Raw genomic sequence first — 22654 nt, forward strand, 5'->3', positions numbered from 1 at the left:
AGCGTCTTTATGATCGCCCAGGCTATATCTTACAATTTTGCGATTGCATAAATCGAGAAGGAAACGAGCAGACTTTATTTCTTCCCACGCGAATTATAATCCTTCTCAATATCCTTCTTCCACTCACGATCAATCTTCTTCCCTTTCCGGAAAGAAGCGACCGCTTCACTCACCACTTGGTAATTCAGCTCGGTGCCTTCCGCGTCTGCATGGTAGTTGACCGCGAATTCCTCCTCGACTCCGAATTGGCTAGCAGTGGCCACCGCATCGATATTTGCACCGAGAAACATGAATTCCCAATTGGCTGCGCTTTTCTTCTGCGCAATCATTTCATGGATTTTTTTGTAATTGTATTCACAGCTGGAATTTTCCATGCCATCCGTAGTGATGACAAACATCACGTTGTCGGCTTGCTGGTCTTGCAGGGTGTTTTTTTGCACGTTGCTTATTTTCTGGATCGTTGAACCGATCGCATCGAGCAGCGCCGTCATGCCGCCCACTTCATAATCCGTCTCAGTCAGCGGAGAAATGCCTTCCAGCGAAATCCGGTCGTGCAACAGTTCATAGCCCTGATTAAACAACACCGTCGTGACACGGACTTCGCCAGGAAGCTTGCGTTGTTTTTCAAGCAAGGCGTTAAAGCCACCTATTGTATCCTTTTCGAGCCCTGCCATCGAACCGCTTTTGTCGAGAATAAAGACCAGTTCTGTCGTTTGCGTTTTCATCTCGTGTTCCTCCTCAAGTTTTCTTACCAACTTAAGGATATGATATTCTAGAGGTGAAAAGGTCGCTTTAGAAGCGACAGTTCAAGCACCTAGGAGCGTTTGGTCAAACGCAAATAACGCATTGTTAATCTCATGAATATTGTACATCTTCCGCTCAATGAAATAGATGATGATCAGATCGAAGTGTTGGCTGCGCGATAACCTGTACCCCGCTTTTTCAAGCAGGTTGTCCGTTTCATGAAGATCCAGTTCCAGCGTTATGGCAAAGGCGACGATGGTCTTTTTCATCGGCGTGTACCCAGGGGAAGTGCGAATCTTGGAAAACAATTTCCGGTCGATATTCGCTTTTTTATAGGTCTCTGTATCGGTCATGCCTTTCTCGTCAATAAAACGGAGCAACCGTTCTGAAAATGATTCATCCATATCTTCAAAGAAATCTTCCAGACTGATATCGATTGGGGCTTCCATTCTGTTTTCTTCAAGCAGGGGATACAAGTCGAGCTTTGGCTCCCTTACCCTCCGATACCGGCTATCCTTTTTCTCCATTGCTGTGACTTCATTTTCATCAATAAAGGCGGAAATCGACTGGTAGAGCTTTTCACTGATTCCGAAAGACTGCTTGTCGAATACGACCAGATAAATATGCATTTCGTGATCGATTAGAAAAACTTCGATTTCAGAAATGGCAATCCGCAAAGCCGCTTCTTTCGGATAGCCGAAGATTCCGGTGGAGATGAGTGGAAACGAGACTGATTCACATTCGAGCTGATTTGCAAGTTCCAAGGAGTTGCGGTAACAGTTCCGCAACAGGGCTTCTTCATTATGGTCTCCGCTTTCCCAAACAGGCCCGACCGTGTGGATGATGAAATCAGCAGTTAGAGAAAAAGCCTCCGTATACACTGCTTCACCCACAGCACAATGGCCGATGCGGTCGCATGCCTCTTGCAATGCTTGAGCTCCCGCTGCATGGAATATCGCACCGCACACACCGCCACCCATCTTCAGACTAGAGTTTGCAGCGTTGACGATTGCATCGGTTTTCATTTTCGTGATGTCATTTCGTACGATTTCCAGTGGCATGTGGCTATCTCCTTTTAGTTGGTTTTTATTGTTTATGATTTCATTCACTTTTGGGCTGAAGAAGGACAGACTTGAGAACCACTCGTGCCATAAAATAGAACCAAGACGGACACGCTTTAGAGCCACTTCGGACAGCAGAGAACCACTCATAAGAATAAGAAAACCGCTTGAGGAAAGTTGATTTTCTCAGAGCGGCGATGCGTGCAGTATAAATTATTGTGTACGGGAAAAATTGTTTAGGATTGTGTCTGCACCTGGGAAGTGGTCCTATTTATTTTCAAACAAGAGAGTTGAGCCGATTTTTCCTAACCACCATATAAATCCAATGAGAATTCTTTTTACTACTGATTTTACCGGTTCCTTCATATCAATAAGCAGAACGCTTTGGATTGGCCAGTCCCCATTCTTTAATTTGTGTACCTAAGATAGTAAAGTAACTTTTTTGAAAGTCCAATAAATATTCACCTAAATTATCAAGTATTTTTAAATTTTCTTGTTCTCTTTCCTTAATTATCTGAGGTGTATTTGGATGCATAGTATTAATTTTTTCATTAATTCTTTTATTTAAACTAATAACATCAAATTTGCGCAAAGGATTGGAGCTTAAAGGTTCAATTAAATACATTTTCACTTTTTTTTGTCGTGTCATTATCTTTTGGCTGTTAATATATCTCAAAAACTCTTCTTTTGTTCCACTAAATTCATTATTAAAATTTCGACATTCCTCTTCTTTTTTGGGAATAAGATTAGGTATATCAAAAACTTCATCAAAGTAATTTAAATAATTTTCAGAATGCAACCCTTCTTTAAGGTCTAAATAAGGAAAAATTTTGTTATTACCATCGTTTTCTTCTATAATCCTCAATTGTTTTAATGCTGATTCTTTAATATTTTCACCAAATTTTTCATAAATTATACTAGAAAATAAATTTTCTTTCTCATGAACCGGCAATATTTCATAATTTATAATGTTATTAATTTTATATGTATCAAATACCTCAATTACCTTTTTTCCTGTTGTACCTATTGCTGCTTCAGGTTCTCTTTTATCACTATCTGCTATAGCGAAAACTATATACTTTTTATTTATTTTCTCTTCAAAAACTTGAAAAGTAACATCTCCGCCTCCATTTAAAAGATCAAAAGCGATAGAGCTTGGCAAATGTCTGTGTTCAGAAAAATTATTGGCAATGAATTCATAGAAATGACAATCGTCTAGATGTTCAGAAACCATTCTAGTCTTTTCTGACATCTCTGGTTCAAGAAATCTAGATAATGGAATTTTAAAAACAGATGTGAAGTATGAATGTTTACCGAACTCTCCATGAATTTCAGTATCGACTCTTTTATATGAGTATTGGGGAGGCATAACAATAATCTTGGTTTCTATATATCTAGATATGTTTCCTGAAGTTGTATAATCCAGCTCTAACATCTTTAAATGTTGTTTGCAGAGTAGGCTTAGCCCGTCTAAATTGCTAAAATACTCTAAACATCTTCTAGTAGAAGAAATATAGTGATAGCCTTTTCTATGGCTAGAGATTATATTATCTAGTGCTTCAAGGTCTCCAGGTGAAGGTGGTGTATGAGTAAAATAGTCTACTAGAGAAGAATCCAAATATATCAACATTCTTTATACCTCCGGATAAAAGAAGCCTAAGGGCCAATCTTTGATAATACCTTCTTCATCGTATGCAACACTAGTGAGTGAGGTTTCTGATGGATTTTGACTTTCTAAATCTCCAAAAATTAAAACATTAATTAAATTTTGATCAATCTTTTCTTTATAAACCAACTGTCCAACTCTATTAATAATAGTTTCGCTATGGGTCTCTATAATAATATTTAGTAATACTCCATTTTCTTTACTTTTTTCAATACATTTAACTAAAGCATCTGTTAACCGCGCTTGAAGAGCTGGATGCAAATGTAATTCTGGTTGTTCAATTACAATATTATTGAATTTATTTTGCTTTAACCATAACAATTTTCTATTGACTGGATCTGTGTTAGTATTACTTTCAATTCTCCAAAGAAGTAATAAAATAGGAAGTATTTGAGAAAAGCCAAATCCTGTATCTGTTAAGTTAAGATTCTCATTATTGTCAAAAGAGATGTTTAGAGTAACATGTCCACCTGTCGCTTTGGTATCTATCTGAAAACCAAAGCTTTGTTTCATCCATTCTTTAAACTGTTTCTTTTTCTGTTTGTTCAAATGGTTAATAGCCATTGGAATATTTTCACCTTGAGGGTCTATTTCGTCTACTGAAACTCCTTGCAATCTATAATACCTTTGGGCACTTGCTCTAATTGGTGCAATATAATGAACATGAGAAAAATAAATAGACAAATAACTGTTAGTTTGATCGATTAAATTTTCTAAATATGCTCCTAAAAACAAATTATTTATTTCTTCATACTGTTCATTATTTAAAGATTTAAGTATTTCTGTTACGTAATTCTCAACTTTAGTTCCTTTTCCATTAATGCTAAGCTCATCGTTATATTCGAATTCATTATCCTCAATATGAAATTCAAGAGAATTTATACGACTTTCTAAAGATTTTTCTATTTTTTCTATTAAGTCTCTGTCTTTATTGGCTATTAAATCCAAATTTCTTCTGGTTAATTCTTGAAAAAAAGAATTGACTTGCATTCGTAATCTACTCTGAAATTTCTGGTCATTTTCTTGATCACTTTTAGCTAATAGATAATTATAAACTATATTTTCATAGTAATCAGATACAGATCTGCCCCTACCGCCTTCTAGTTTCCCTTCCTCATTAATTTTCTTGCTTACTATAAATCTAGGTAAAAAATTTTCAAGAACAGTTGGTCTTGGAACGTTGAACAAACCGGTTGTTTCTTCATCGTTAATTTTTATTTTGTATCCATTCTCGACTTCATAAATAGTAATTTCATTCTCCATGATTAAAAAACTGACTCTTATAATATTTTTTTCATTTAAATCAACACTTAATGAAATAGGTGTTGATATGTCGTTCTTTATTCTCATATATGGACGAGTCTCATTCAAATGAAATTTAAAATCGAATCCTATTATTTTTTCTTCACTAGAATTATTCAAACTTTCATCGAAACTTCCAAAGTCAACATTTTCTTTACTGTACCAAAGCATTGGCTCAATTTTTTTAGTAGAAAGGGTCTGCTTCATTAGAGGGAAAAATCTAAGAAATGTACTTTTTCCAGAACTATTTTTTCCTACAAGTATTGTTAAAGGCTTTATATCTATATATCCAGTGTTTTTAAGACTACGTAAGTTTCTAATTCTAATTTGATTCATTTACACTTCTCCTTTGTATGAATTGCAGTTTAAAATAATATTACTAATTTATATTTTAATTGAAGAACCAAAGATATAGACATATAATTTCATATAAACATCCCCTGCATAAACCCTTTTTTCTCTTCCTCCAAAGCCAACAACTTCTCTTTTTCCTTTTTAATCTTTTTCTCAATACTCAAAAGATAATCTGCTATTTTTTCTTGCTCTTTTACTGAAGGAATAGGAACATCCATTATTCCAAGATTAGTTTTTGAAATTCCGAGTACTGATACTCCTGTGCCATACATTCTTATGAATGAAGAATAATAATCTGTTTTAGTAAAGTACATAAGATAAACAGGGTTTATTAAAGAAGACGGTCGAAACCTATGAGTATGTAGGCCCGCCACTATTTTTTTATTTTCATTATTTATTATGACAACTGCTTTTCCTAAGTCTTTATAATCTTCAGATGCATCAGCAAATAAGATATCTCCTACCTCCAACTCTTCTAAATCTCCATTAACATTAATATTCGGCAACTCAGTGTCAGTGTCGATTATAGAATTTAGTTTAGTGTGAATATCTCCATAATGTATATGAAAATACTTTCCTTCTCCCTCATAACTTCTAGAAAAAGAGTAGCTTCTTTTGAATTCACCTAGCTCCATTAAGCTTTTCACTTTCCACTCTGGAAACTCCCCGCCATCCTCATCTTTTAACCGCAACTCCTGTGAGAAAATCTTCTGCATCATGCCTTTTTTAAACTGCTCCAGCTTCTCAATTTTTTCTTTCTGTATTTCGATTTTACGATTGAGCACAGTATAAAAAGCAGATATTTTTTTTTGCTCTGGAAGTGAAGGGATATAAAGGGACAACTTTTTTAGTTCGCTAGATTTAATTAGTGGTTGGCCTGATCCAAAAGATAGTTTATTTAAATCAATACTGTACAAGTAGTTGAGTAAAAATTTGAAATCACTATCTTTTTTTGGTTGTAAAAATATTGTGTTATCACTAATACCAACTTCACCCGAATAGTAATTCACTCTACCAGCATTCGCACCGACTCTTGCGATTAGAATAAAATCTCCTTTATACTCAGCATCAGCTCTATACCCAATTATTCCTGTAGAACCCAAAACAGGAATAATATTTACAGTTTCGATTAATTTTGAACCAAAATCAGATTTACCGGCTGTAATACCTTCAGCAATATCTTTAAGTTCTACCTTTGTCCATGATTCCTTAAACCCATCAAATCTCAACTGAGGTACGTTCACTTAATCCAACCCCCAATTCCTTAAAATACTGCTCTAATTCCCGATCAATCTCTTCAATTTCCTGATCAATTTCAGTCAATCTCACCTGCACAGCTTCCAGATCCACTGGCTCTTCTTCAATGAAAGTATCAACGTAACGGGGGATATTCAGGTTGTAGTCATTCTCTTTAATCTCTTCCAAACTTGCTGCATAAGAATACCGTTCAATCGTTTCACGTGATTTATACGTATCAACAATCTTACCGACGTTTTCATCAGTCAGGTTGTTCTGGTTCTTGCCTTTTTCAAATTCTTTCGAAGCATCGATGAAGATAACATTATCTTCTGCTTTGCGCGTCTTTTTGAATACCAAGACACACGTAGGAATAGACGTACCGAAAAACACATTGGCCGGCAAGCCGATGACTGCGTCCAAATAGTTCTTTTCTTCAATTAGGAACTGGCGGATGATTCCTTCTGCCGCTCCGCGGAACAACACACCATGCGGCAAGACAACCGCCATCGTGCCGTTGTCATCCAGTTGATGGATCATGTGCTGGACAAACGCAAAATCAGCTTTTGATTTTGGTGCCAGACGTCCGTAGTCGCTGAATCGTTCGTCGTCCAAATACTTTGCGTCTGCACTCCAGTTGGCGGAGTAAGGCGGATTGGCTACGACTGCTTCAAAACGCATATCGACATGTTTCGGGTTTTCTAATGTATCATCATTCTTGATGTCAAAATCGGTATAGCGCAAGTCATGCAGCAGCATGTTCATGCGCGCCAAGTTGAATGTCGTCGTTGTCAGTTCCTGTCCGTAGAACAAGCGGACATTCGATTCTTTGGCAACGCGCAGTATCAAGGAACCTGACCCACAAGTCGGGTCGTAGACATTCTTCAAGTTCGGCTTGTCGTGCGTAACTATTTTCGCCAGGATTTTTGATACTTGCTGCGGCGTATAGAACTCGCCCGCTTTTTTGCCGGCATTTGCCGCAAACTGCGAAATTAGGTATTCATAAGCATCACCCAATACATCGATATCCACATCATCATGCAGGAACGGAATGTCGTTGATGCTGAGGATGATCTTCGCGATCAGTTTCGAGCGCGATTTCACATCACGGCCAAGTTTTGTGGATGTCAGATCCATATCATCGAAAAGATGCTCAAAGTCCTGCTGGCTGTTCGTGCCCAGCGTTGATTCTTCAATCGCTTTGATCGCTTTATGCAGAAGCTCTACATCAAAGGTCCCTTTATCGCCTTTTGGAATTTCCGTCACCATTGACGAAAACAGGTATTCCGGTTCGATGACAAAGCCGATTTCTTCAAGCAACGTTTCAATTAGGCCTTCACGGTACTCTTCGTCTTTCCATGCATCTTCATACGAAATATTGTCTTCTTCCAATAGCTTCGCAATACGTGCTTCTGTCTTTTCTGATAGGTAGCGGTAAAAGATTAAGCCCAGGATGTAGTTCTTAAAATCATAGGCTTCCATCTGGCCGCGCAGGTCATTGGCCATCGTCCATAGTTTCTTATGCAATTCAGCCTGTTGCTGACGTTGTTTTTCTGAAGTTGTCATTGTGATTCTCCTTTTAGGTGGTTATGTGATAGATATTTTTAGGTGTTCTATAATTGCGCCCCCGCGTCATTCACAATTTGAGGAACAATTGTGTCTGACACCTAGGCGCGGAGCTTGTTGGGTCTGTCATCTATACGCGAGACTTTGCTTTCTCTTGACTTAGCCCCTGCGCATCTCCGAATTGCTGCTTAGAAAAAAGAGCGGAAGGCGGCGACTCCTGGGGGATCAGCACGAGCTGAAGACCCTGGACTGAGCGCAGCGAGGGAAGCGGCTGAAGCCGTGCCCCCGGAAAGCGTCCGCCTGGAGCGATTTCTTCAAAATAAGATGCCATTTCGTCTTAGAACTTACGAGTACTTCCGGACATTGTCATAGATGAAGTCCTTCAATGCCTGGACGCGTTTGCGCTTTTCTTTGAATGGCGCCTTGATGGCATCGTTGATTTCCTGATCAGGTGACACGCCGCTAAACTCGTATTCCTTCATGAAATACTCCAGCTTTTCTTCAGCGACTTGCACTTTCTCGGACATCGCCTGGATTTCCTTTTTGCGCCGCTCACTTTCAAAGTCACGGTATTTTTGGTCGACCGAATCGTTATTGGTCAAGGTTGGGGCAACGCCTTTCAGGAACTCAAGCAACAGTTCCCGTTTCAGGCGCATGTCATCGCTCGAAGCTTCATTGACTTCCTTGATGGCACGACGTACAGCTGTGTCGCGTTCTTGCTTGTTTTCATAATTGATGTTGCGCAGCAGTTCCAATATATAATCGACATTGATCCGGTCGGTCTGGATCAATTCGATTTCAAAGTCGACGTCGTTGATGACGGAGACTTTGTCTTTACCGTCTCGGGTGTTGTCATATAGATGAAGAAACTTACTTTTGAAATCGTTATAGGTTTGTTCATCCATCCCCATATCTTCCGGGTTGAATTCATAATCGACGAATGTTTTCAGCTTGGTCAGCACTTTTGTCAGATCACGGAATGTGATGACGAATTCCTTCTCTTTCGTCTCGCCTTCCAGCTCATCGACCGCTTCCGGTGTAGCCGCAATTTCCAGCAAAGCACCGAGTTGATCTTTGAAATCTGCCAAGTACTCATTATACTCTTTCATCAGCACGGTGCCAGTGTCGCCCGTCTGAGAAAACAGCCGGACTGCTTCATCTGTTTTGTCTTTCAAATTGCGGTAACAGACGATATTGCCGTACATTTTTTTCGGCCCTTCGACGCGGTTGGTCCGGGAATAGGCTTGGATCAATCCATGATACTGCAAGGGCCGATCGACATATAGCGTACTCAAGGTTTTGGCGTCAAAACCGGTCAGAAACATATTGACGACGATGAGCAGATCGAGTTGTGCTGCTTTCACTTTTTTCGACACATCTGCAAAATAAGAAGACGTGTTATCGGTTTTGTGGTTGGTGCCGAATTCTTTATTGAAATCGCCCATGACGCGTTCGAGTGCATGGCGGGAATGTTCCTGGTTGTCGTCGCTGTCTTCATTCGTGCCATAGCTGTAGATGGTGGTGATCTTCAGGCCGGTATCGAGCTTCTTGAAAGCGTCGTAATACTTAATGGCTGCCGGGATGCTTTCCACCGCCAGCATGCCGGTATATTTCCTGTTGTGGGTTTTATTGTGATGGATGCTCGCGATATGCTCGGCAATCATACCAATCCGTTCGTCTGCCAGCCAAAGTTCCTGCCGGTCGATGCCGGGTACTTTCGTGACATCGTCGCCCAGTGCTTTTTCTTTGATGGTGCTGATGTATTCAACCGAGAAGCCAAGGACGTTGCCGTCATGGATGGCGTCTTTGATCAAGTAAGAATGCAGGCAGTCCTGGAACAAGTCGGAAGTGGTGCGGCCGTCTTGGCTTTTATTCGCGACAAATAGAGGGGTGCCGGTAAAGCCGATGTATTGGGCTCGTTTAAAATGCTTTTTGATGAGCAGGTTCATGTCGCCGAACTGGGAACGATGGCATTCATCGATGACGAAGACGACTTTTTCATTTTCATAAAGCGCCATGATGTCTTTGTAGCGCTCGTTCTTCACGGCATACGCCATCTTTTGGATGGTGGTGATGATCAGTTTTTGTTGGGTGTTTTCCAATTGCTTGACCAAGACGCTGGTTTTCGTGGTTCGGTCGACTGACCCTTCCTGGAATTTATTGAACTCTTTCATTGTCTGGTCATCCAAGTCTACCCGGTCGACGAGGAAAATGACTTTCTTGATGTCCTGTTCCTGTGTCAAGAGTTCACTGGCCTTGAAGGAAGTCAGCGTCTTGCCGCTCCCGGTCGTGTGCCAGACGTAGCCGTTGTCGTTGCTGTTGATCACTTGCTCTAAGATCCGCTCCACGGCGAAAATCTGGTAAGGGCGCATGACCATCAAATGCTTATCGGTATCGTTGATGACCATGTATTTGGTGATGACGTTTTGAATCATCTGCGGTTCCAGGAACGACGCCGTAAAAGCATCCAGTTTGGTGATGCGCTTATTCGCATCATCGGACCAGAAGAACATCAGGCTCTTCATCGGTTCCCGGTCGGAGTTGGCAAAGTACTTGCTGTCCACACCATTGGACGCAACGAAAACCTGCAGAAAGTTAAATAGACCACCGTAGGAATCTTTACGGTAGCGCATGATTTGGTTGAAGCTCTCGACGAAATGGAGGCCCCGTTTCTTCAGTTCGACCTGCACGAGCGGCAAGCCATTGACCAGCAACGTCACATCGTAGCGGTTGGTGTAGCGGCCAACGACTGTGGTTTGATGGGTGACTTGGAGATGGTTGTTGGTGTAGTTCTGGGTATCCATCAATTGGAGATAAAGCGTGCTGTCGTCATCCCGTGCTATTGTCTGTTTATCCCGCAACAGCTTCGCAGATTCGTAGACGCTCCTTCCTTCTATTGTTAAAAGAAGGCGTTCGAATTCCTTATCGGATAAATTGGTCTCTTTGAGGTTTTCTTTGTTTAATCGGTTCATTTGTACACGGAAGTTCTCTTGTAGTTTTTTGATGGAAGGAATCGGGACTTTCTCGTATCCCATTTGAGCAAGCTGCTCAATCATCTCTTTTTCCAGCTGTGCTTCGGACTGTGTTTGGGATTGATAAACCATGTGCCTGCCCCTTTCAAATTTCCGCAGTAATTTACATAATTTTACCACGAATGAGGGTGAATTAGGCTAATGGATTATTATTTATGAGTTTTATTGCAAAGAAAAAGCGGAACCATTTGGCTCCACTTTTTCTCATATATAGTTTTGAGTTCTGATTAAGAAAAGTACTTCTTCCAGTCTTCTCTAAACCCGCTATCATTTTGTATAGAATTATAAGACTTAATATGAATAGATTTCTCTAAATTCAAAATAAGATTCTCTATTTCTTCAACTAATTTTTCGTGTTCTTCTTTAGGCAAAACAACTTTCAAAAGAGAAATCATAGAAAATACATTCCCTCTACTCACGAGATGATTAGGAATTTTTAATACGGTTTCCAAGCCTTTTGTAGAAATTGGTTTTTTTAATTCAAATTTGTATAGAATGTCTTCATGTGCACATATATTCCGATGAAAGTTAGCAACCTTTATAAGGTTATCTAAATTATCAGTAGTGAGTCGAATCGTAAAGTGTTCATCACTAAACTCTTCTGCAAAATCTTTTGCTATTTTGTTTCTTAACGACTCATCAATTGATTGGTAAAAATAAGAAATATTTCCGATTGTCAAGAAGTTAACTAGTACCCATAAAGGAATATTTTGATACTTATCATTATAGTGTTTTATGGCAGGATGATTTACTTTTATACGCATTGTATTATTCTTAATAAGTGAAGACATAGTAGCAATTAATTTATCTCGATTCTTCATTAAATTTTTATCTTGGCTATAGTGCTGCTCTAAAAGATACGCATTAGGTTCTTGAAATTTTTCCGAAAATCGATAAGCGATTTTCGATTTAATATTATTCTCGAACTTCAATAGTTCATTCAGCAGTAATATTCTGAGCTCTCGATCGAATAAAAATAATTTATGTATTTCTTCAAAACTTGTTCCTTCTCGATATTCTTCTGGCACTACTGGAGAATTCTGCTCATTTCGTTTCAGAAAAGGATTTTTATATCCATTAATCACAGAGTAATAATTCTTTCGAGAAAAGATTTTTTGAGCACTCTTTTCATCTTTAAAAATTAAACCACGTGCCTTTAAGATTTGAATTTGAGTTGCATGGGAAGAAAAAGGCTTCATACTTTCAACTCCTAAAAAAAATAGCCCAGTCCTCGTAAGGAACATGGGCTTGATCACTACTTATATAATACCATTATTTATTGCACCTGTACAAACATTGAACTAAGGCTCTTTACTTATTTTTAAACTCTTTTAAAATCCCTTATTAAATAGGGGATAGTTATAGGAGTTGTGAATACACTGCAATCTCTTGGCTCTTCTGTAGACATTCTAAACCTCCGCAGTGCTTCATTGCTTCTAAACCCAAGAAAGGATGAATGAAAAATGACTGAAGATCAATTCTTTAATGATCTGCAAACAAGTTTGGGTCAGGCTATTGACCACGCTAAAGGCGAACCTTCAAAAGCTAGGACCAAAACAGTCGAAATAAAAGAACTAGCCTTCTTTACTGCCGAAGACATCAAGTCGCTTCGTCTCCAAATGAATTTGACTCAAAAATCTTTTGCCGCACTTATGGGTGTATCGATCAAAGCCATCGAATCCTGGGAGCGTGGAACAAATCAGCCAAGTGGTTCTGCGCGCCGTCTGTTGGAAATTCTGAGAAACGAACCGCACATGGCGGAAGAGCAGGAAATTATTTCTGTCTAAGGAGTATTGCCCTATATGTGCGTATGAGGTATTTAGTCATCTCGATTATTGCCGTCTTTCTATTAAAGTGTCTGCGATACCGATCATTATTATGTTTAATCCGAATTGACAAAGCACACCGATTATCCAGTAGAGTGCTGGAAATCGGTGTGCTTTGGTTTTTCCTTTGTTAATGCATTTAGTTATCATTCACCATTGTAAAAAATCTATTTTGGCACTGTAAATTCATGTCTCTTCACTTTAAGGTTTCTTATGAAGCAACTCTATCTTCTTCTTTGATTTTGCGTTAAACGAATCAATTTGTTTACTTGCTTCTCTAATAGCTCCACTTTTTTCAACAAAATTTCTTCTTCCTGAAATGCATCCATTTCTTTTGGCTTCGGAAACAATGAAATAAACCTGGAGAGAGATATTAAAGTCATAAATACTCCGACAATCGCCTGAAAATGCAAAATCAAAATAGCGGTTAGCGACCAGCCTTCAGCCGCAATTGTGCTGGTATAACTGACCATCGTCAACATACTAAAATAAATAACTGAAAATGGATTCAGATTGGCGAATTCATTTCCAAAATTAATGTTGAATGCTAAATAGGACACGGCAAACCAAAATATAATTTCAAAGAAATTATGTACCAATGCAATTATCATTCGCCTGTGACTATGTATCGAATAGCTGGCTTGATTTTGAAGCGGGTGAAATAATAGTACGTTTACTTGATAAACGAATATTTCCAGCACACGAAACAATCCATAAAAAACAAGCATATAGCTATAGATTTTACTTATATCACCATAAGCTAGCATGAAGACCGATACTACGCTAAACACCAAGTTAAATAACACCCAAACATCTACAAACCAATAACTCCTTCTCAAGCTTGGAAAAATCCAACGAATAAAATGAAAAGGAGAAATTTTTTCAATCCATTTAAATATAGTTGCCCACATTGACACTAAAAAAGATGTGTTTGAATTCATTGATTCCTCCTGAATAATCGCTTCACTGGCGTGTATTTTTGCAGCTAATAAAAACTTAGTAACGGCATTTTAAAAACCGCTAATAACAGTGTTATGTAGCGGTCTTAAAATTTTTATTTGATTTTGATCGTGTGATATAAACAGCTTAACTGTTAGACAGCAACTCCTTACTGTAAATCCTTTGCTCGTTTTTACTAAAGCCCTATCGAATCCACGGCATAAGTAGCATCCGCATTGCTGTATCCTTCAAACTCCAGTTGTTCAATCAATCCAGATCTTGAAAAGGAAGTGTACTCGATATAATCTTCGGCTGCCAATACGGCTTGTTCGCTCCAGTTCACAGTGATTTCTCCCACCGCGTTAGTTGCATCGGAGTTACTATGACCTTCAAATTCCAATTGTTCGACCAATCCACTTTGTGAAAACGGTGTATACGCGATATAATCTTCAGCCGATTTCACTGCCTGTTCGCTCCAATTTACATCGATTTGTTCTACAGCGTAAGATGCATCAGCGTTATTAAAACCTTCGAATTCCAATTGCTCGACGAGTCCGCTTTTCGAAAACGCAGTATACGCGATATAATCTTGGGCCATTCCGACCGCTTGTTGCTGTGAAGCTGATCCGGCATTTTCTGCTGCTTGGCGTTCTGCTTCCTCGGCTTCGGCTTTCGCTTGTTCTGCTGCTTTTGCCTCTGCTTCTGCTAGAGCTTTCGCTTCTGCTGCTGCTTTTTCTGCTGCTTCCGCTTCAGCCTTTGCTTGTGCTTCTTTCTCAACTTTTGCTTCTGCCTCAGCTTTTTCTTTCTCTTCTACTGCAGCCTCTGCTTTTGCTTCTGTTTCAGCTTTTTCGGTCTCTGCAGCATCTGCTTCTGCCACTTCAACTACAGGTTCGTCTGTCTCAACAGCCTCTTGCCCACAACCGCTTAAAAGAACAATTAGTCCAGCAGCCGATAGTATCTTTTTGTTTTTCCACATGAGTACACGCTCCTTTCAGATAGTGAAGATTTGATATTGACTAGTTTTAACCTCGGCTATTATTTTGATTCTCTCCAAAATTTTATAGCCATCAATAGATTAAACCGGAATTTCAGTAACCGTTCACACATTCTAATAGGTCTTTTTATCCTGCGCAACTATTTCATTTGAACTATATAAATGCTAATATACCACAATATTCAGTGGTTTTATATAGCGCCAGTGGAGTTAATTTCCATCAGATTTGAAAGTCTGTATTAATGCTAGTGCTCTCTACATAGACTTATTTTATTCCCAAAATACAAAAATGGCCTTGCCCCAAAGCGGGCAAAGCCAGAATCACCTTTTTCGTTCAAGCCCATCCCAATTACCACGCCACTGGCAAACAACACGATCAGGCAAAAGCCCATGATGTCTTAGGCTTTGAACCCGGGGCAAGGTACAGAACGGCTGGATCAGGATTAGTAGGAATCGGTTCCTGTCAGTAAGCTGGCCTGATTGATGTAGTTTTCCAAAGCCTCGGCTTTCAGCGGTTTGCTGTAATAGTATCCTTGGATGTTGAAGCAGTTTCTGGCCATGAGAAAATCCAGCTGCTCCTTTGTCTCGACGCCTTCCGCAATGACAGCCAGACCCAGGTTGTGGGCCAGGGTGATGATGGTGCTTGTAATCGCTGCATTGTCTTTGTCTGTCAAAATATCGAACATAAACGAACGGTCTATCTTCAAGAAATCGATCGGAAAGTTTTTTAAGTAGCCCAGTGACGAATAGCCCGTTCCGAAATCATCCAATGCGATTTTAATGCCGAGCATTTTGAGTTCCCTCATTTTTTCCAACGTCACGTAGGTATTCTTGAAAATCTGATTTTCAGTCAGTTCGATATGCAGGCATCCAGGAGGAATCCCTGTTTCGGCCAGGATGCTTTCAATCATGGAGACCAAGTCATCTTCTTCAAACTGCCTGCCGGACAGATTCACGGAAACCGTCAGATGCGGATTTCCTTGGGCATGCCAGATCTTTAATTGTCTACAGGCATTCAGAAGCACCCATTTCCCGATCGACACGATCAATCCGGTTTCTTCAGCCATCGGGATGAAGTCACTCGGAGAAATCATCCCTCTCGCGGGGTGGTTCCACCTGAGCAATGCTTCCGCTCCAATAATGCCATTGGTTCGGCAATCGACCTGTGGCTGGTAATGGATACTAAGTTGTTCATTTTCCAAAGCTTTATACAACGCATTCTCCAGGAAGATATTCTCCAGATTCCGGTCGCTCATTTCACTTTTGAAAAAGTGGTGATGCGTGCCGGATTTTTCTTTTGATTTGTACATCGCTGCATCTGCATTTTTAATCAACACTTCAGCTGTGTCCCCGTCTTTAGGGAACAGGCTGATCCCGATGCTGGTTTTCATATAGACTTCATTCTTTTTCAGCGAAAACGGGTCAGTAAACGAATCCACCAGTCTCGCAACAAGATTCAAAACATCCTTATCGCTGGTGAATCCTGGCAGTATGATGGTGAATTCATCGCCCCCCTGACGCGACACAAATGCTTCTTTAGGTACATTGCAGCGTAAGCGATTGGCGACGTCCTTCAACAGGATATCTCCGTAACTATGTCCCAAACTATCATTCACGATTTTAAAGCGATCCAAATCCAGGTACAGCACTGCCACTTTTTGCCTCGAAATCTTCGCATGTTCGATTTCCTGGTTCAAGAAATCGTTCAGCCATATCCGGTTCGGCAAATTTGTTAAGTGATCGTAATAGGCGAGATGGCTGATTTCACTCTCCAATTGCTTTCTCTTCGTGATATCCCGGAACGTCACCACATCTCCGATAATTTCCCCATTCTTTTTTATCGAGGAAACTACATATTCAACCGAAAAATCAAGGCCCTCTTTTTTGCGGAACTTCAGGTCCTCATTTGGAGAGGGGGGCATTTCCGTCAAATCTTCGTTTTTATCCAAAAGTATTTTATACGACTGCCCTATTAGTTCGCCTTTGCCGTAACCCAACAGGAAGTTTGCAGCACGGTTGCAAAAAGTGATTTTCCCTTCCAAATCCAAACCGAAAATGCCTTCTTCCAACGAGTTTAAAATCAGCTCTTTTTCTCGTCCCATATTTTCGAGCTTGGTGACTACTTGTTCTAATTCATTGTTTTTCATAAGAATTTGGGAAGTCCTTTCTCCTATCAGAACTTCCTGTTTCTCCATATACAGCAAGTTGGCAAGTGTGGAGGCGGTAGCGTCTGCGATGGATTGAGCCAGTTCTATATCCGATGCATGAAAGACTTGTTCATTTTTATTGAAACTTACAAGAACCAAAGCTCCTAATACTTCCCCCATCGACACAAAAGGAAGCATCAGTATTCCTTCAATCCCGAATGATTTACAGATTTTCTGGTTGACCCGTGCATCTTTTGCGGCATCTGCAATGTGAACCGGTTTTTTGGTGCGCATCACTGCATGGAATACGGGATCGTTTGAGGGATCAAAACCCAGTTCATGATGCTTTTCCAGCCATTCTTGTTCTTGCCATTCACTTTTTGCGCTTAAATTGGCTGGTTTGATTTTTGCGCCGGCCAGGGGGTCCAATAAATGCACGCCAATGTTATCGTTTTTTAGCACCCTTCCGATATAATGGAAGCATTTCTCCATAACACCGGACATCGAAGAACTCATCGATAAATCCCGCGTCAGATCTAAAAGCAGCTGCTTTTCGGACAAGAGATTTTCTTTGCGCTGCAAATTCCTGACGTTGCGAATCGCTACTCCAGCCATGTTTACATAGGCTTCCACCGTCTGTATTTCATCTGCCGTCAGATCCATGGCAATACCGTAGTCGAATAGGAAAACGAGACCAAATAACTCTCTTTCGTGTGAAATAGGAAGCACTAGCAGGGACTTTATCCCGAACCCTGCGACTGCCCTCGGATCCGGACGATTGTCTTTCGCTGTATCCGGTATGTAAATGGTTTGTTGGGTTTCGATGACTTCTTTCGCCAATAAATCAAATTCTGTGTCCACCACATGCATGTCGAGTGTCATGCCATTGATAACTGCTGGCTTCCCTACATATCCCCGGAATTTCCCGTCTTTCTGCGGCAAGTAGATTCCGACCGAATCACATTGAAGCACTTCTTCGGATATGGCCGTGACCACCTGTTCCAGCAAGGGGCGCAATTCGAAATTTGTATTGATCAGTTTGGTTATATGCGCCAACCGGGAATACCGGGTTTGTTCCTGCTCCATTAATAGTTCCTCCATTCTACGTCCTGTCAATGCAGCAGATTACAAGAGAAAGAAATTTTCTATAATTATCATAAAAAGAATATTAAGTATAGATAGATTCCTAAATTTTCGTTATTCTATGTATCATTTTACCTTATAAAATACATGTATAAATAGTTATTTTTGTTAATTAATCACAAAATAAAATTCCATTCTATTTTTCTCCTGAATTTTTGGTAATTCGACTTAGTATGTTAACAAGGATTGTGTGGTGGGTAGGTGAAACAGGAAAAAGACCACGCTAGTAAAAAAACCACCAGCCAGCAGTTAGCTTGGTGGTGGGGTTTTCACTGTATGTCGCGCTGCTTTCTGCTGTTTTTCCATAGAGAACTTATGACTTTGATAAGAAGGACTGCCGGAAAAGCGACTGGAATGAGCCAGAGGATATACTCCCAAGCCGGAAAGATAGATGCCGGTGAAAACTAAAGTCACTAAAATCGTAACGGGTTCCGGTTTCTATCGCAAAACTTGAAAACGAACCTAAAATTGCCGGTGAAAGTGGATAACAATTTGCATCCCAATTCGAGAAAAATCCTGTAAATTTAGGATTACGATTTGGGGTGTCTTTTTAAATTAAGGGATTTTTGGATTTTATTTGGAAGAAAGGTATAATGTAAATAGCGAAATGTTCTGAAGTTTGAAAGGGGATTTTTTATGTCACATTGTACTAATTGTAATTATAAGTGGAAAGCAAAAGATATTTGGAAACTTGGGTTTTCTAAAAACGGGAAAGAATGTCCAAGCTGTAAAACTAAACAATATGTATCTTTTAAAGATGGAGGATTTTTGATGAGTCTTGGATATTTGAGTGGAGTTGTGGGTTTATTGCTAATCATATTTCTCCCTTTCTACATCAAATTAAGTGATAAAGACGAAATATCATTATGATAAAAGGTCAGTATTTTTTGTTAGAAAGGAAGGAATGTAATGCCCAACTGTGAAAACTGTGATTGCAAATGGAGATGGGCGTACACCTTTAAACTAGGCTTCAAAAGTAGCGGTTTATGGTTCGAATTGTAAAAAAAGACAATATGTATATACGAAAGCCAGGAACGGTCCTTATTTTTTCTATATGATTCCTTTAATAATCCTCTTATTATCGGATCCTTTGTTTGATTTGAATATCGTTGTCTATACGTCTTTAGGGATTCTACTGATTTTCATTTTGACAATCACTCTCCTCTATACAATCAAACTTTCTAATGAACAAAAACCACTATGGTGAAATAGAAGTAGCAAAAAAACACCTCATTTAGTCGGAAACTCTGTAATTCAGAGTTCTTCCGCTTAAGGTGTTTTTTCTTGTTCTTTTTTGTCTCTTCCATACCCTTTTATTGGTAAATTTGTGTAGGGCAACTTGTCAGTTGATTTGTCGCCTTACATTATGGATTGTATGCTAACAAATTGGGGTGTCAATTACATTACGAAAAATAGATGATGTTCGAATGGAAACCTTGATATATCAACAAAAAAAGACCGACAAATTAATATACATTTTGTCAGTCATTTTGTTATACATTTTAGAGTTTTGCGATAGGAAACGGAACCTGTTACTAAAATCGTATACTTAACGCGTTGGTTTTTTTACAATTCCACTTTCGGTTAGGTGTTTGGAAAAGCCTCTCTTTTTACTGATACCCTTCTGTGATTGTTGGAAATTGATTGGCAATAAGTGCTGAATTCTCTTTGTTTTGCTGACTGATTTCTTGGAGGTAATTATTTCTAAAAGCTTTAATTTTCTTTCCGCAAATTCCAAGTTATGCCATACTGAAAGCAGAAACAATAAGGGGGGAATTTTTCATGGCAGAGTTAAGTGCAATGTTGGCGTGGACGTTTACGCAAGAAATCGATGTGCCGGCGTCGGTCAATGAGTTGCTGGTTCCAGGAGAAGTGGCGCAAATCGCTTACAAGACAGTGCGCGACACAGCAGTCGTGACGAACAAGCGCATCATCATTTCTGACAAACAAGGATTGACTGGCAAGAAAGTCGAAGTCTACACGATTCCTTTCAAATCGATCATCATGTACTCATCAGAAAACGCCGGCACGTTTGATTTCAATACGGAGCTGGAACTATGGACGAGTATCGGCAAGTTTAAATTGAATTTGGCTAAGAAAGTGGATATCCGCAAACTTGATAAGGTGATTGCGGAAGCGATTTTATAAGGGTCAGTTAATAGTCCCTTCACTTTAAAAAAGATTGGACAAAGTAAGCTGTCCAATCTTTTTTTACTTCTATATTAAGCTCTATTCACTTACTCCTGAATCTCCAGCAACTCAATCAATCTGCTAACTTCCTCATCACTCCCAGGCTCAATCTCCACCACTTCCGTATTTTCAATAATATCGTTATAGAACTCCTCGCCTGCAGGATACTCACCGTCCCAACGCAACGGCACATTGTGTACATTAATTGTCCCGTCGCCGTTGCTGCTGTAGGTCACGGAGCCATCCACCAAACGCGATCCGGCGAGTTGGATAACAGGTTCCGGATAAGCGGCGCTTGTGTCATCGTCCGGATTCAGCGGCGCGCCTTCCGGTATCTGCTGGACGTACAAGCCATCTATCTCCTGGTTCGGCCCGAGCTGCAGCCACACTCTGGCGTATTCAATCTGCTCGCTGGAATACTCGGATAAGGCATCTTCGCCTGAACCGGCAGCAGCTTTATCTGCAATCGCTTCATCTTCCCCCCCTTCTTTCCCCCCCTCTTCCAATGGCATCTCCTCCGGTTCGCCCCGCGCTTTTGAAGCATCCATGATTGGCGCATCCTCTTCACCACAGCCAGCCAACAGCAATAGAGCCGCAATCATGTACACGAGCTTCCCTGCTTTCTTCATCGGTTCCGCCTCTCCTTTCTTTTATTCCGAATAAATTAGTTAGCAGTACTTTCGATAATTGTGGTTCGTTTTCCTGCTTGGTAACTCATTTAATATCGTTGTATTTTTGTAGTTCAGTAAAGCAGATCGGCTTTAGCGGGATATTCGATTGATAAAAGAAAAACCCGCCACCACTCGCTTATTACAGCAAGGAGGTTACGGGTTTTATTCCGCTTTAGCGGTTTTCTTCGGTTTCAGTTGCATCAGTGAACTCTTCTTCATCTGAAGAATCGGGCTCCCTTTGAACGGCTGGCAATGTCGCGACTGCTGCCTGCTCGGCGGGCCGATTGTTGCGGCCAACATAGGATTTCAGCAATTCGCCGATATCGATGCCGGTCATTTCCTTGAGCGGCTCCTGCATGTCGACCATCGTTTTGGTGACGCTTTTGCCGAAGGACGGAATGCCCTGGCCGTTGCCGGAATCAATGATTTTCACGGACTCGATATTGCTGAGCGGCATCGCGACTTTTTCAGCGAAGATCGGCAGCATCTCAATCAGTTTTTCGGTGATGATGACGTCGCCATGTTCTTCCATCGCTTCTGCCAGCAGTTTGCGGGATTCGGCTTCCGCCTTTCCTCGTTCGCGGATGACTTCGGCTTCTGCAGCCCCTTCGTCCCGTTTGATCTTGGCTTTCGCTTCCCCGTCTATGACTGCACGGCGGGCGTCTGCTTCAGCTGAGCGCGTCGTTTCGTAATAGGTCGCATCGGCTTTGGTCTTACGCACTTTGCTTTCCTCTTCTTCCAGTTTAACGGCGCGTTCCCGCGCTGCAAATTGCATGCTTAGTTCTTCTTCCTGGATTTCCATCGCCAGCTTGGCTTTTTCCAGTTCGTAGGATTGTTCGGACTTGGCACGCGCCCGCTCTGTTTCTTCTTTGAAGGCTGCGTCTTTCAAGTCTTTTTGTTTTTTCGATTCTGCTGTCGAGATCTGGCGCAGGTATTCTTCCTCTTTCGCTTCCTGGTCAGTCTGCGCCCGGTGAATGCGTGTTTCGCGCTCGGTGTTCGCTTCTGCGATTTCAGCCAGTTTGCGGACTTCCGCAATCCGCGGCCGCCCGAGGTTTTCCAGGTAGCCATTGTCTTCATCGGCGTCGCGCAGATCGGTCAAGCCGAGTGAAGTGATTTTGAAGCCCATCAAATCGAGCTGTTTCTGGGCCACTTCCTGGACGTCCGTGTTGAATTTCTCCCGGTCGCTGTTGATGTCTTCAACCGTCATCTTGGACAGGATGGCGCGCAGGTTACTGCCCAGCACTTCGATGATTTCCGTTTCGATTTCTTCCTGTTCCTTGCCAAGAAACTGCTCGGCGTAATTGGCGATGCCGTTCAGCGTATCGGCCACTTTCACCATCGCTACAGCGTCTGCGACAATCGGCACGCCGGCGTTCGTGTAGACCCGCGGTGTCGCCAATTTCAGCTGGAACGATGTCAGGCTGACAGGCGTCGAAGTCTGAAAGCGTCTCAGCAAATACCCGCCGCCCCGGATGATTTTCATCGAACGCCCTTCGTCGTCCGTGAAAATATTCGTATCTTTTGCCGGGTCCCCGAGTTTCGGTCCGGTGATGATCAGCGCCTCGTTGGATTTGGCAGTGCGGTAACGGATCTTCATCCAGAAAAAATACGCGACCCCTGCGATTGCCGCGATGATCAGCAACGCAATAATGACTGTAATGATGCCTAATGACTCCATTCTGCTTCCACTCCTTTTGTTTAGATGATGGCTTATAGTAATAATACGGACGTTTTATCGAAATGTTTCAAATAAAGGGAATTTTTATTTAGATAAATAAAAAAT

The 22654-nt window shown here is 40.9% G+C and carries 16 protein-coding genes; 3 read left to right on the top strand and 13 right to left on the bottom strand.

The genetic code is table 11. From position 1 onward, the window contains the following. Positions 1 to 74: 74 nt before the first annotated feature. The 8 genes from AC1MEO_RS09695 to AC1MEO_RS09730 all read right to left on the bottom strand — a co-directional run bounded on the left by AC1MEO_RS09695 (position 75) and on the right by AC1MEO_RS09730 (position 12160). Complete coding sequence (locus AC1MEO_RS09695; RefSeq protein WP_480335963.1) at positions 75 to 725, bottom strand: vWA domain-containing protein; 651 nt, start codon at positions 723 to 725, stop codon at positions 75 to 77. Positions 726 to 806: 81 nt separating this feature from the next. Continuing rightward, complete coding sequence (locus AC1MEO_RS09700; RefSeq protein WP_480335965.1) at positions 807 to 1805, bottom strand: macro domain-containing protein; 999 nt, start codon at positions 1803 to 1805, stop codon at positions 807 to 809. Between the two features lie 367 nt (positions 1806 to 2172). Next, complete coding sequence (locus tag AC1MEO_RS09705) at positions 2173 to 3435, bottom strand: hypothetical protein (protein ID WP_480335967.1); 1263 nt, start codon at positions 3433 to 3435, stop codon at positions 2173 to 2175. Between the two features lie 3 nt (positions 3436 to 3438). Then, entirely contained in the window at positions 3439 to 5109 is a 1671-nt protein-coding gene (locus AC1MEO_RS09710) for an AAA family ATPase (RefSeq protein WP_480335969.1), read from the bottom strand. 89 nt (positions 5110 to 5198) lie between these two features. Continuing rightward, a complete protein-coding gene (locus AC1MEO_RS09715; RefSeq protein ID WP_480335971.1) occupies positions 5199 to 6371 on the bottom strand; it encodes a restriction endonuclease subunit S in 1173 nt (390 codons plus the stop codon). Further along, positions 6346 to 7929 (bottom strand): type I restriction-modification system subunit M, encoded by a 1584-nt coding sequence (locus tag AC1MEO_RS09720; RefSeq protein WP_480335973.1) that lies wholly within the window; start codon positions 7927 to 7929, stop codon positions 6346 to 6348. The genes AC1MEO_RS09715 and AC1MEO_RS09720 overlap by 26 nt, the downstream gene beginning before the upstream one ends. A 344-nt stretch (positions 7930 to 8273) precedes the next feature. Beyond that, positions 8274 to 11033: a type I restriction endonuclease subunit R gene (locus AC1MEO_RS09725; protein ID WP_480335976.1), complete on the bottom strand. Its 2760-nt coding sequence runs from the start codon at positions 11031 to 11033 to the stop codon at positions 8274 to 8276. Between the two features lie 155 nt (positions 11034 to 11188). Then, complete coding sequence (locus AC1MEO_RS09730) at positions 11189 to 12160, bottom strand: Abi family protein (RefSeq protein ID WP_480335978.1); 972 nt, start codon at positions 12158 to 12160, stop codon at positions 11189 to 11191. 264 nt (positions 12161 to 12424) lie between these two features. Between AC1MEO_RS09730 and AC1MEO_RS09735 the strand changes: the two genes are divergently transcribed. Further along, positions 12425 to 12748, top strand: coding sequence for a helix-turn-helix domain-containing protein (locus AC1MEO_RS09735; protein WP_480335980.1), 324 nt, complete (start codon positions 12425 to 12427; stop codon positions 12746 to 12748). Positions 12749 to 13011: 263 nt separating this feature from the next. Here AC1MEO_RS09735 and AC1MEO_RS09740 read toward each other — a convergent pair whose 3' ends face one another. The 3 genes from AC1MEO_RS09740 to AC1MEO_RS09750 all read right to left on the bottom strand — a co-directional run bounded on the left by AC1MEO_RS09740 (position 13012) and on the right by AC1MEO_RS09750 (position 17953). Next, entirely contained in the window at positions 13012 to 13728 is a 717-nt protein-coding gene (locus AC1MEO_RS09740) for a hypothetical protein (RefSeq protein ID WP_480335982.1), read from the bottom strand. Between the two features lie 194 nt (positions 13729 to 13922). Further along, complete coding sequence (locus AC1MEO_RS09745) at positions 13923 to 14702, bottom strand: Ltp family lipoprotein (RefSeq protein WP_480335984.1); 780 nt, start codon at positions 14700 to 14702, stop codon at positions 13923 to 13925. Between the two features lie 461 nt (positions 14703 to 15163). Next, the gene (locus AC1MEO_RS09750) at positions 15164 to 17953 is read right to left on the bottom strand and encodes a sensor domain-containing phosphodiesterase (RefSeq protein ID WP_480335986.1); all 2790 of its coding nucleotides are present in this window, start codon (positions 17951 to 17953) and stop codon (positions 15164 to 15166) included. Positions 17954 to 18646: 693 nt separating this feature from the next. Between AC1MEO_RS09750 and AC1MEO_RS09755 the strand changes: the two genes are divergently transcribed. Both AC1MEO_RS09755 and AC1MEO_RS09760 read left to right on the top strand, forming a co-directional pair. Further along, complete coding sequence (locus AC1MEO_RS09755) at positions 18647 to 18880, top strand: hypothetical protein (RefSeq protein WP_480329890.1); 234 nt, start codon at positions 18647 to 18649, stop codon at positions 18878 to 18880. Between the two features lie 912 nt (positions 18881 to 19792). After that, positions 19793 to 20158 carry a PH domain-containing protein gene (locus tag AC1MEO_RS09760; RefSeq protein WP_480329891.1) on the top strand — a complete coding sequence of 122 codons (366 nt, stop codon included), beginning with the start codon at positions 19793 to 19795 and terminating at the stop codon, positions 20156 to 20158. 89 nt (positions 20159 to 20247) lie between these two features. On the opposite strand, the gene AC1MEO_RS09765 is transcribed toward AC1MEO_RS09760, so the two are convergent. After that, on the bottom strand, positions 20248 to 20829 hold the full coding sequence (locus tag AC1MEO_RS09765) for a hypothetical protein (RefSeq protein ID WP_480329893.1): 582 nt from the start codon (positions 20827 to 20829) through the stop codon (positions 20248 to 20250). Between the two features lie 214 nt (positions 20830 to 21043). Continuing rightward, on the bottom strand, positions 21044 to 22549 hold the full coding sequence (locus AC1MEO_RS09770) for a flotillin family protein (RefSeq protein ID WP_480329895.1): 1506 nt from the start codon (positions 22547 to 22549) through the stop codon (positions 21044 to 21046). Positions 22550 to 22654 lie beyond the last annotated feature (105 nt).

Source organism: Planococcus sp. BI3 (genome assembly GCF_056680115.1).